This is a genomic window from Staphylococcus sp. EG-SA-18 (genome assembly GCF_017151825.1).
In the GTDB taxonomy this organism is placed as follows: Bacteria; Bacillota; Bacilli; order Staphylococcales; family Staphylococcaceae; genus Staphylococcus; species Staphylococcus aureus.
The window spans coordinates 1-12,242 of the sequence record NZ_JACYVY010000049.1; the positions used below are offsets into that span (position 1 = coordinate 1).

Here is a 12,242-nt window from a genome sequence, read left to right on the forward strand (position 1 = left end):
CATTAAGAAAGTCCATAAATTAATAACACTAATCGTTAAAATGAAAAGACATGAAAGCAGAACTAATCTTAATATGAATAAATCTAAATTACCCGTGTAATTTAATATCCAAAGTACACTTGTAGTTAAAAGAATTTGACTTATGATTAACGTTACCCAATACGTGCATTTTTTTGAAAAATTTTCAAAAATTATTTTTCTTAATGTAAAACCATTTAAATACTTAATCGCATACGCTTTGAAATTAATGTTCTTTTCGAAAATATAATAAATAAAATAAACGATTAAAAGTGCGGATAACGGAACTTCTATATTCATTTGTTTAATGACACCAACGGCAATCATCATATGATCTATTTTGTATGATTCAGCAGTAACACCATATTCTTTTAAAAAATTTATGAATTTAGACACGTCAAAATTTTTGTCTTTTACAAAATAACTTCCTTTGATATCTTTTTTAATAATTCGTCGTCACTTAAATAATGAATGTTATATTTAGCGTTAAAAGGAGTGATAGTTGTTGCTTTTGATTTATTAAATACATATATATCTTTATCTACGTTTTTGTTTGTATAATTTGAAGTTGATTTATAGATTGCTACGTTCTCATTTTTAGCGAATTGATTTATACGTTTATAAATCTCATTTTTACTATATTTTTTATTCCAGTCAGTTACCGCTATAGGGTATTTAGTATCAGGCAATATTTCTTCGTTTTCTTTATATGTATAAACAAATAACAATATAGCAATCAGAATGAAGGTTGTAACATCAAGTATTAATTTGAACCATTTCATGTTGTACCTCTTGCGTTGTTTATTTTCTATGATTTTTTAGTATTTAATAAATGTTATAATACGCTCTATTGACCCAGCAATTATGTTTAGTAGCTGATGCTTTTGCTTTTACACCAGCTCTTGTATAACCACTAAATGATCTATATTTTCCAATAGCTGTTGCACCATGTCCTTTATGACCATGATAATAATAAGACCAAACATACTTACTGCCGACACCGTGACTCCAAGTGCCTCCTTCTGCGTATTCTGTAGATGCATAAGCTGCTGTTGATAATCCAAGTGCTAAAGTTAAATATAATATAGTGCCAAAAATTTTATTCTTCTATAAAAACACCTCTTCATATTTAATCCATATCTCTTTTTCGTTATTTATACAGAATTTTCTGAAAATATTCAAGGTTAATTTATTTGCTACAAATTTCAACCACTTTATGTTAAATGGACATCAAAGTATAATTGTATTATTGTTAAATTGCGCAGTGCATAAATAGACGACATGCAGGAACATGTCCCCTATTGAACCCGTTAAAAAGACGGTGACTAAATGAGATTTTCTTTAACCATCATTCGTTGTCAAAGTTTTGAAATGATGGTTGTTTTTTATTGTTTAAATTAATCATTGCGACTTCTATATCAATGAAAGTTATATTAATATATGAACTTCATTACATATTCAATAGAAATCACTTATTTATAAGTACTACCATATAATCATAATTGATTTCTACCACAGTATGATTTTCCTTTCAAATCTGACATGTTTAGCAGGCAATATACGGAAAATACTTCAAAATTTTGTTACACATCTAATAAAAATAGACAATTAAATAAAAGATATGTTACTATAAAAATGTAAAAAGACGACATGCAGGAACATGTCGCCTAATGAGCCCGTTAAAAAGACGGTGACTAAATGAGATTTTCTTTAACCATCATTCTATGTCAAAGTTTTGAAATGATGGTTATTTTTTATTGCTTAAATTTATTATTGCTACTACTATACCAATGAAAGTGACGATAAACATACCGAAACTTAACATTAAATGTAATGCGTTTGCAATAGATATCACAATAGGCTTTTCCTTTCAAAAGTGTTAAGTAATGCCATAGGCACCACCCCCCTTTACTCAGATAGCCACCATCAATTCAACTTGCCCACAAATTATTATACTATTTTTATAAAATATTACCACTATAATGAAGCATGCCTCGAATCTTCGTATTGCTATTCTTAAGCAAAAAAGCTTTTCTTAGAACACATACGTCTAAGAAAAGCTTATTTAAGCATTAAAAATTAATAACAATATAATAGCTACAATTTGTGCAACGGATGTTGTTGCTATACGTCGAGTATACTCATAACTTAATGATAATATCACTTGTGCAACAAATATAAATGTTACTATCCACCAATTATCTAAATAAATAAATAATGAACTAGAACAAATTGCAGTTATTAATATAGCTACCCATTTCGGTATTGAAAAATGTGTTAATTCTTTTTGTAAAACAGTTCTCATATATAACTCGTGACATGGAATGACAAAAAGTAAAGTTACTAACATTTGCCACTTCCAATTGACACCTGTTCTTGCTAATTCTTTAATTAATGAACTATAACTTAAATTAGAAGTTATAAGTGAGAATAAAAGTTGAAGCATAATTAAAATAATTGCTGTAATAATACCAACACCAATTGATGTAAGCAACCGCTTAGATTCAATATCTCTTTGATAAAATACATAACTGATACCAGCAATTAGCATTATACCTGTATATAAATACCAGTATTCTTGGTGTTCGCCCCACATAATAAATAATATGAGATGAAATATAATGAAACTTATAATAAACCAAGTTAAAGCCTTCGAGATTTTATTCATTATAACTTACCTTCTTATTCAACAATCTTATATCGTTTATGATTGATAACAGTTTTTTCCGGTAAATCAAGGTCATTAAAATTTTCCATAATTGTTAAGTCAACAATAACAGAGTTATCGTTGATTTTTTCAACACGACCTCTTAATCCATCCATAAACTCAACAATGTTACCCACTTCTGCAACAGTCATTTTAAGTCCTCCTTAAATCATAACTAAATTATATTGTACTAAAATTCACTTAACAAATAAACTATTAACAATCAAAAATAATAAAATGTAACTTTAAGCCGATATTTAGAATGATTTGTGAGTATATAATTGGCATTTTGAGCAAAGTTAAGGCATAAATAAGTAGAGAATATATATAGATATAAGGGAGAGATTGTAATGAAATTCATTAGTAATAATAATATTACAGATCCAACTTTAAACTTAGCAATGGAAGAATATGTTTTAAAAAATTTACCAGCAGAAGAAAGTTACTTTTTATTTTACATAAATAGACCATCTATCATTGTTGGAAAGAATCAAAATACGATAGAGGAAGTAAATCAGACATATATAGATGCTCATAACATCGATGTAGTAAGAAGAATTTCTGGTGGTGGCGCTGTTTATCATGATACTGGCAATTTAAACTTTAGTTTCATAACAGATGATGATGGTAACAGTTTCCACAATTTCCAAAAATTCACTGAACCAATTGTTCAAGCATTACAATCTTTAGGCGTCAATGCTGAATTAACTGGTCGTAACGATATTCAAGTTGGACAAGCGAAAATCTCAGGGAATGCCATGGTTAAAGTTAAAAATAGAATGTTTAGTCATGGTACGTTGATGTTAAATAGTGATTTAGACGAAGTTCAGAATGCACTAAAAGTTAATCCAGCTAAGATTAAATCAAAAGGTATTAAATCTGTTCGTAAACGAGTAGCAAACATTCAAGAATTTTTAAATGACCCTTTAGAAATTGAAGAATTTAAAAAAATCATCTTGAAAACTATCTTTGGAGAAACTGAAGTAGAAGAATATAAATTAACGGATGAAGATTGGGAAAATATTGAAAAGTTAAGTAACGACAAATATAGAACTTGGGAATGGAATTATGGTAGAAACCCTAAATATAACTTTGAACGCGAGGAAAAATTTGAAAAAGGATTTGTACAAATTAAGTTTGATGTTAAACGAGGTAAAATCGAACATGCAAAAATTTTCGGTGATTTCTTTGGTGTCGGAGATGTCACTGATCTTGAAAATGCATTAGTTGGCTGTCTACACGACTTTGAGCACATAGAAGAAGCACTATCAGAATATGATTTATATCACTATTTCGGTGACATAGATAGACATGAATTAATTAGATTAATGTCATAAACGATTAAAGGACTATTCTTACATGTATGAGATGTTAAGAATAGTCCTTTTATGATTGCGTTATGGAATTCGAATCAATGTTATTCACCGAGAAATGCCTCCAAATTTTTGTATTCTGCCGTATATTGATTAAATGCTGCTTCATCTTTATTGACGAGTGCGTCATCTATAAGTTCTATGAGCTGTCGTTTTCTTACCTCTCGAAGTGCTTCATTGATAATTAATTCAATACCCAAATCATTGACGGTTGTGACAAACGCTTCTAAAGTTGTATGTTTAACATTAGTATTGTATTTCATAGAAACCACTACCTTTCTTTAATTTATAATAAGTATACATTTTTCTAATTTTGAAATCAATGAATATTCTGACTATTAGTTAAAAATTATTGTACATTTTCACCAAAATAATAACTTGACAACTCAGAATTTTATTATAAAATATCTTTATATCATTAATTGTATTTTTATATTAATGGTTTAAAACTTAATAAAGCGAGGTTTTGCTTATGTATTCTCAAAATATTTATGTGATACGCAAAGGAGACATGGTTATTCGACCAGCATTTGATGATGACGATCAAAGAAACGGTAGTGAAATAATTCGGTTTGACAAAACGCGTATTCAAAATCCTTTTAAAGTCCAGAAAATCATTGAACGCTCTTGCAAATTTTATGGTAATACTTATCTTGGCAAGAAAGCAGAGACAAACCGCATTACTGGCATTTCTAGTAAACCACCTATTTTACTAACACCATTATTTCCAACTTATTTTTTCCCAACACATTCTGACAGACAAAATGAAAATATTTGGTTAAATATGCATTATATCGAAAGTATTAAAGAATTAAAAAATCGTAAATGTAAAGTGACATTTATTAATAATGAATCAATCATTCTTCATGTTTCATACCACAGTTTATGGCATCAATATAACAATTCCATTTTTTACTATTACATGGTAGATAAACAATCTCGCATGATATCAAAAAATCCCGACCAACCAATAGATTATAATAAAGCCACATTGAATGTGTTTGAAGCATTGACACGCTATTCTTTATTTGAAGATAAATAAATTGTTTATTTTTAAAATATGCGGAATGTTTTATAAATATAGTGTAAATGTTCTGCATATTTTTTTAAGGTATCTATTGCAAATTAACTTAATCTTGTTATAATAATATTTGTGCTTGATATTCAAACACATACAAATTAATCCACAGTAGCTCAGTGGTAGAGCTATCGGCTGTTAACCGATCGGTCGTAGGTTCGAGTCCTACCTGTGGAGCCATTGGAAACGTACTCAAGTTGGCTGAAGAGGCGCCCCTGCTAAGGGTGTAGGTCGCGAAAGCGGCGCGAGGGTTCGAATCCCTCCGTTTCCGTTACTTGCTAAAATGGTATATACCATTTTAGCTTTTTTGTTTACTTATATATAATGAATGAGAATTTCACTGTTCTTTTATATCAATTTTAAAATTCTAAAAACCTTTCCTAGATAATCTTCTCTAAGAAAGGTTTTTATACTTGTTGAACTTATAATTAATTTATTACATAGCAATATTTACCTGTTTTTAACTATAAAATTATCACTACATGAAATATGATAATTCGGATCTCTTAACTTCTCTGCAATTAATGTACTCATTGTTTCATCGTATGATTCATGTATAATAGCATTTTTTAAATAATTCTTGTAGTTACGATAACAATAGTCAGTCATTGTAACTCTATAACTCTTACTCAAATCAATTTGATCTAACATTACTCGTTGCCCAGGTTCTTGATTCATATCAATCTCATAATTGAATCCTTGCCACATTGTACATAACGTTTCATCAATAATTGTTAAGCTTAATTGCTCGTTAACAAAATCTAAATGTGAATAACTATACTCCAATATATCTTTGATATTTTGACCACTAATTGTCATATCCATTGGCTTATCTGGATATGGGTATGCATGATACAAATCTTCATTTCGAATCTGTCCACTCAACCCCTTCTCTCCGTTCATAGGCACGTGGACACATGTTATATCATTATCAAATGCAAGGTGAATTGCATCATGTAATAATTGTGAAAATGGATGTGTTTGACAGACTAAATCTTGTAACCCATTTACTGATAACATCAAACCTTTATCACTTATGATTTCCTGTGACCAATAAGCCACTGCTTTTCTATCATAGAATGTTAAATCTAATAATTCTTGGTCCTCTTCATACTCATTTAAGTCAATCACTTTAGAATCAATGCTTTCAACATCATAAGTTGTTGTTCTCTTTTTAAAATTAATCGAAAGATGTACAAGCTCTTTTGCATCTTGACCAGCCTGAACATAATACGTTTCATGATCTTGACCGACTATTGTTTGATGCTGATGAGCTGTAATCATTAAATCTATAACACCGAGTTCTTCCATTAATTTTTCAGCTTCATTCGAACTTGCCTTTTTATTTTTCGTACTATTACTAATTTTATTCAATCCACCATGATAAATTACAATCAAAAAATCCGGCTCTTCAACTTCATGGATATATCTAATCCATCGTTTTGATGCCACTAATGTCTTTTCAATAGATACATCTTGCTCCATTTCAGAATACTCATTTTCCATTAAACCATCTGCTGTAACGCCTACGATAGCAATTTTTAAGTCACCAAAATGTTTAATACAATATGGAGTTGAAAAATAAGGCTCCTTAGTAACATTGTATTCAATATTTGCTGATAACCATGGAAAACGTGCCAAAGCAATTGAACGAGTTAAAAATGATAAACCAAACTTGAATTCACTTGGACTCACACCGCTAGCATCATAATGCATTCTGTTCATTAACTTTATCATTGGATGTCGTTTATAAGGTGCAACAATAGCATAATAATAGGCCGCTAACGAGCCAGCTAAACTTCCGCCACTATCTAATAAAATGACGCGATGATTTTGTGCTCTTACTTGGTTAACATAAGTACCAGCTCTATAAATATTTGAACCATAATCACCATTTAAGAAATGACTATGCATATCTGACGTAGTTAAAATCTCTACATTAATGTTTTCATTTTTTTCCATCATGTTACACCTCTCATTGTTACTAGTTTACCATTTTCGAAACCAATCGTCTTATAAAATAAGTTAAAAATACAAACTAAAAAAGCAATCTAAGTTCCAGTTAAAATCTACATTAACTAAACTTAGATTGCTATTATATTATCCTATTTGAATACGTTCTTTTGGATAATGGAATTTATCTGGTTCTCGACGTCCTGCTATCATAATGATAAATGATATTAAGCCAACACGTCCTATAAACATGAGTATCATTAGTACGACCTTAGAAATATCACTAATATCACTTGTGACACCAAGCGATAGTCCACAAGTTCCAAATGCAGACATGACTTCAAAAAATACTTGTAAAAATGTAAGCTTACCATTTTCAGTAGCTGATATAATTAGCATTCCTAAAAATGTTAAAATTGTCGCCATTGTAAATACTGCAAATGAACGTTGAATATCCATAATGTGTACTTCTCTATTGTAAACTTTAATGGATGTTTTATCGGCATTATTACTAAAGTTAATTAAAAACAAAATTAAAATAGCGAAAGTTGTTGTACGAATACCGCCACCAACCGAACTTGGCGAAGATCCTATAAACATTAAAATACCCATGATAATATTAGTGGGGTCACTTAGTGTTGTCACATCAATTGTTTGAAGACCCGCACTTCTTGTAGTCGCTGATTGAAACAGCGAATAGAATAACGATTGATGCCAACTTAATCCTTTGAACGCATGGTTATGTTCAAATAATAGAATGGCTAATACCCCAACAATAAATAGGAATAAATATGTTGATGTCGTAATTTTAGTAAATAATGAAAATCTAAAATTAGTAACCCTATTTTGAATATAAGCTTTAACTTCTAATAATACTGGGAAGCCGATTGATCCTAAAATTATTAAAAATATAACTATCGCTTGTACAAAATAATCATGTGCATAAGGAATTAATGACTTACCTGTAATATCTAATCCACCATTGGTAGTGGCAGAAATAGAAACAAAAACACCTTGCATGATTGCATATTTTAAATCTGGATTATCTCGATAAAAGTAAAATGCTAATAACATGGCTCCTACGAGTTCGATTACAAATATTGATTTTACAATATCAATAATCAATTTGACGGTACCACTCATTGTGTTTTTGTTATTATCTAACATAATTAACTGACGTTCTCTAATTCCAATATGTTTACCTAGTACCACCCATAACATCGTACCAATTGCCATGACGCCAATTCCACCAATATTTAATATCACGAGGATAATTAATTGTCCAAATGTAGAATAGGTATCGACAATACTTATCGGAGACAATCCAGTAACACTAATTCCGGATACGGCAACAAATAATGTGTCAATTGGATTTACTTCTACACCTGGTTTATGAACATACGGTAAGTTTAATAATAAAAATGCAATGACAATTGCGACGATATAGTACAATACAATACCTTGTTGAGGGCTTGATCTTTTTAAAAACTGGCTAAAAATTGACACGTTGTTCACCTCAACATTATTTTAGTTTAATATTAATTTCTTTCTCTTTACCATCTCTATAAATCTTCGCTGTAATTGATTTCAAGTCATCTTTATGACTAAATATAATCTGCCTAAAGCGTAAATCATCTTCTAAAAGTTTGCCATCTAATTCAGTAATTACATCACCTTTTTTCAGACCAGATTGATCTGCTAAACCATTGTTGTCAACTTGATCTACAACAACACCGTTCTTAACTTTTCCTGGCAATTTAACTGCTTGTCTTTCAAAACTATTTAGACTGGCAATATTCTTCATTTTAACACCTACATCGGGATAGTCAATTTTACCTTTTGTTTCTAAATCTTTTACAATCTTTTGTACTTCATTAACAGGTATTGCAAATGACATATTTTCAACGTTTGGCATACTAATTTTAGCTGCAACTACACCAATTAATTTTCCTTCTCTATTGACTACAGCACCACCCGAGTTACCTGGATTTACTGATGCATCAATTTGGAAAGCTTTCATCAACATATCATATTTATTATCTTTATCGAAATCAATAGGAACATTTCTGTTCAGACCTGAAATAATACCTTCTGTCACAGTGCCTTTAAAGTCTACACCAAGTGGATTACCTACGACTAATATTGGCTCTCCTAACACTAAATTATTTGAATCTCCAATAGCTATCTCTTTCACTGAACTGTCTGAAGAAGTCGCTTTAACAACAGCTAAATCTGACCATTTATCTTTACCAAGCACTTTCCCAACAACACTTTTATTATTCGAAAAAGTTATTTTTTGATTTTCTTTATCACCGACAACGTGTGCATTCGTAACAATATATAACGTATCTCCAGATTTTTTATATACAACACCTGATCCTACTTCGTCTTGAGATGCTTTATCTTTAGGTAATGATGAATCTTTTGATGTTTCATTTTCAACTGTAACGACCGATTTAACTGTGTTATTGGCATTTTTCATCGTTGTCGTATATTTTTGAGCATCTGCATCATTATTATCATTCATGCGATCATTTTTGTTCACATTATTAAAAATAGCATTCAAAATAACAATTAGAATAATAATACCCATTAGAATAACTAATTTAGGCCAATACATCATCCAAAACTTTTTCAAAATGTCACTATAATTATTATTTGTAGCGCGCCCTTTGTTCAATTTTGATGTAGCCTTTTTTTGATTATTATTTGCCGATGTCTTTGCATTTGGTTTTTGACCGTTTAATTTATCATGGTCATTAATAGCATTATTTCTTTTTTCAGTGATACGATGAGATGCACTTGACTGACTTTGATATCCCACCGTTTCAGACGAGTCTGCATTTTGTTTATGTTTATCTTCAACATGAATTTTTTCATCAAGTTTTCGATCGTCATCTGTTTTTGATAATGATGGTGTATTGATATCATTATCAGGATTATCGTCAACAATATGATTTTCTCTCATGACGTTATCTTTATCATCACTTATCGATGGCATATGATGACTTAAATCATTTTCATAATTAGACTTGTCATTTTGTTCGCTATCACCATATGTATAGGTTTTTGTTTGCTCATTTTGACTTTGCTGTCTTTTCAATTTCTGTTCTTCCGGCAAAGTTAATGGCTTCTGATTATTTACTTCATCATCAGATTCCGACAATTTTGGTACTGTATTTGATTTGTCTGATATTACTTCAGATTTCAGATTACTACTTTTATTTCCATCTGAACTGTCTTTTTTTATTTTCTCTGTCTGCATCGAGCTGTCTGAATCAGTTCTTGAAGACTCAAAATCAATTCTAGTCTCTTTATCATGTTCTGAAGGTTTAGAAAGTACATGTTGCTCTTCATGACCAACTTTGTTTTTATCTGAACTTAGCTTTCTCATGTCAGTTGATTCTACTTTATCGGTTGATTTAGTTGATAAAGTCGCTTCAGAATTTTGCTCATAATATTTTGATTTCTCTGTATCTTGGTCCACTGAATCTAATGAATTTTGTTTTTTAGATACATCGTCTGTTAAATAATGATCTCTGTTATATGCTGACTTACTATCCTGATTACTTTTACTTTCTTCAGCTTTATTCTCATTAACATCACGGTTTCTCTGTTCTAAATGCGATGATAAACTATTTTTAAAACGTTCGTGCTTATCAATTGAATCTTTATGTATTTGCTTATCTGCTTTTTTTGATGTTGTATTATCTATATTTTGTTTATCTTGATGTTGATTTAAATTTTCTTCTCTGTCTTCGTTGTGGAAGAATTCACGACGCTTACGTCGGTACTGACTTTTAGGAATTACATGTTTTTTACCAATATCCACTAATGTCCACTCCATTCAATAAAATCACTTATCATTATGACACATTAACACCTAATTTGCTTTAAAATCTATATAATTTCTATTGAAAAAATGCTAAATATAAAAGGCACATTTTCTTAATACTATATCGCATCTTTTGATTCACATTCTTCAAAATCCATTTTTCATAAATCACTCAATTAAATGAAAAAGGACAACCTTAAACTAAATTAAGATTGTCCGCTTCACATCAATTATTTATGCGATTTTTTATTTTTAACAACTGAACCTAACCAACCGATAATTACTAATCCAATTAGTACTGTCCAGAAAATAGATTGCCATAATACGCCATGTGGGAAGTGCTCAGGCAATACAGCGATGTCTGGGTGCGCTAATACCATGACAACTAATTTAACACCTACCCAACCAACGATCGCGAAGGCTGCACCTTCAAGTCCTGGATATTTGTTTAATAGCTCTACAAACCATGTTGCTGCATAACGCATTAGAATAACACCAATCATTCCACCTAGGAACATGACTACGAACTGACCTAAGTCCATACCACCAAAGTGAATACCAACTTTAGGAAGTGTTACAGCAATAGCTAAAGCAGCAAGCATAGAATCAATGGCAAATGCGATATCTGCAAATTCTATTTTCAACACAGTTCCCCAGAATGATTTGTTACTTGCTTTAATCTCTTCACCAGATTCATCATAATGATGATTATCTCCAGCTTCAGGACTTTCAATTTCTGGGTGTTTAAAGAACTGCCACAGATTTTTGATTGACATATAAATTAAGTAAACCGCTCCTGCAGCTTGAATAAACCAAAAGTTCGCGATAATACTAATTAAGAATAATGCTAAAAATCTAAATACAAATGCACCTAACAAACCGTAAAACAAAGCTTTTTTACGTTGTTCGGGTGGTAAGTGCTTAACCATTACAGCCATAACAATCGCGTTATCTGCTGCTAATAAGCCTTCTAAAAATACTAAAACGACAAGTACCCATAAATAAGGTAAGATCAAACTTGGATCCATTAACATGTACAACTCCTTTAAATAAATAAGTTAAGTACAAACAAAAAGACCTATGCTAAATAAATAGCAAAGGTCTCACTAAGCAATTTAAATTGCCCACTTTACCGGAAGATATCTTCGTAATGACGATAAAGTGTCGAATCATTTATACGGTCATGATTCTTAAGTTACTCCCCTCTGACAAAATGCCATAGGTTATTCATTTGATACATCATAGTATACCTTTTTCTTTTAAAATATACAATTTATT

At 30.6% G+C, this 12,242-nt stretch carries 12 protein-coding genes, 2 tRNA genes, 1 pseudogene and 1 riboswitch; of the genes and pseudogenes, 4 read left to right on the forward strand and 11 right to left on the reverse strand.

The genetic code is table 11. The annotated features are described in order from the left end of the window. From IDG66_RS10915 to IDG66_RS10940, 6 genes and pseudogenes are all read right to left on the reverse strand, one after another. A pseudogene (locus tag IDG66_RS10915) lies at positions 1-800 on the reverse strand (bacteriocin-associated integral membrane family protein); the annotation flags it as partial. Positions 801-843: 43 nt separating this feature from the next. Then, a complete protein-coding gene (locus IDG66_RS10920) occupies positions 844-1,116 on the reverse strand; it encodes a lactococcin 972 family bacteriocin (RefSeq protein WP_001797239.1) in 273 nt (90 codons plus the stop codon). Positions 1,117-1,125: 9 nt separating this feature from the next. Further along, positions 1,126-1,227 (reverse strand): hypothetical protein, encoded by a 102-nt coding sequence (locus IDG66_RS10925; RefSeq protein ID WP_031893173.1) that lies wholly within the window; start codon positions 1,225-1,227, stop codon positions 1,126-1,128. Between the two features lie 538 nt (positions 1,228-1,765). Further along, complete coding sequence (locus IDG66_RS14320) at positions 1,766-1,843, reverse strand: putative holin-like toxin (protein WP_099112139.1); 78 nt, start codon at positions 1,841-1,843, stop codon at positions 1,766-1,768. Between the two features lie 240 nt (positions 1,844-2,083). Continuing rightward, positions 2,084-2,686, reverse strand: coding sequence for a CPBP family glutamic-type intramembrane protease (locus IDG66_RS10935; RefSeq protein ID WP_001033867.1), 603 nt, complete (start codon positions 2,684-2,686; stop codon positions 2,084-2,086). A 14-nt stretch (positions 2,687-2,700) separates the two neighbouring features. Then, positions 2,701-2,877, reverse strand: a complete 177-nt coding sequence (locus tag IDG66_RS10940; protein ID WP_000214898.1) for a YkvS family protein — start codon at positions 2,875-2,877, stop codon at positions 2,701-2,703. A 198-nt stretch (positions 2,878-3,075) separates the two neighbouring features. On the opposite strand from IDG66_RS10940, the gene IDG66_RS10945 reads away from it, so the two are divergent. Beyond that, entirely contained in the window at positions 3,076-4,062 is a 987-nt protein-coding gene (locus IDG66_RS10945) for a lipoate--protein ligase (RefSeq protein WP_000668820.1), read from the forward strand. Positions 4,063-4,142: 80 nt separating this feature from the next. Here the strand turns inward: IDG66_RS10945 and IDG66_RS10950 are convergent, their stop codons facing one another. Beyond that, positions 4,143-4,361: an IDEAL domain-containing protein gene (locus IDG66_RS10950; protein ID WP_000876826.1), complete on the reverse strand. Its 219-nt coding sequence runs from the start codon at positions 4,359-4,361 to the stop codon at positions 4,143-4,145. A gap of 209 nt (positions 4,362-4,570) precedes the next feature. On the opposite strand from IDG66_RS10950, the gene IDG66_RS10955 reads away from it, so the two are divergent. The 3 genes from IDG66_RS10955 (at position 4,571) to IDG66_RS10965 (ending at position 5,447) form a co-directional block, all read left to right on the forward strand. Next, the gene (locus IDG66_RS10955; protein ID WP_000287265.1) at positions 4,571-5,140 is read left to right on the forward strand and encodes a competence protein ComK; all 570 of its coding nucleotides are present in this window, start codon (positions 4,571-4,573) and stop codon (positions 5,138-5,140) included. Positions 5,141-5,281: 141 nt separating this feature from the next. Continuing rightward, positions 5,282-5,356, forward strand: a tRNA-Asn gene (locus IDG66_RS10960). 2 nt (positions 5,357-5,358) lie between these two features. Continuing rightward, positions 5,359-5,447: transfer RNA gene (locus tag IDG66_RS10965), tRNA-Ser, on the forward strand. 179 nt (positions 5,448-5,626) lie between these two features. Here the strand turns inward: IDG66_RS10965 and IDG66_RS10970 are convergent. The 4 genes from IDG66_RS10970 to IDG66_RS10985 all read right to left on the reverse strand — a co-directional run bounded on the left by IDG66_RS10970 (position 5,627) and on the right by IDG66_RS10985 (position 11,998). Then, complete coding sequence (locus tag IDG66_RS10970; RefSeq protein ID WP_000414174.1) at positions 5,627-7,138, reverse strand: bifunctional metallophosphatase/5'-nucleotidase; 1,512 nt, start codon at positions 7,136-7,138, stop codon at positions 5,627-5,629. A 138-nt stretch (positions 7,139-7,276) separates the two neighbouring features. Further along, a complete protein-coding gene (locus IDG66_RS10975) occupies positions 7,277-8,635 on the reverse strand; it encodes a TrkH family potassium uptake protein (protein ID WP_000021864.1) in 1,359 nt (452 codons plus the stop codon). 16 nt (positions 8,636-8,651) lie between these two features. After that, positions 8,652-10,976, reverse strand: a complete 2,325-nt coding sequence (locus tag IDG66_RS10980) for a S1C family serine protease (protein ID WP_001793567.1) — start codon at positions 10,974-10,976, stop codon at positions 8,652-8,654. 218 nt (positions 10,977-11,194) lie between these two features. Then, the gene (locus IDG66_RS10985) at positions 11,195-11,998 is read right to left on the reverse strand and encodes a TerC family protein (protein WP_000928416.1); all 804 of its coding nucleotides are present in this window, start codon (positions 11,996-11,998) and stop codon (positions 11,195-11,197) included. A gap of 74 nt (positions 11,999-12,072) precedes the next feature. Next, a riboswitch (yybP-ykoY riboswitch) is annotated at positions 12,073-12,180 on the reverse strand. Positions 12,181-12,242 lie beyond the last annotated feature (62 nt).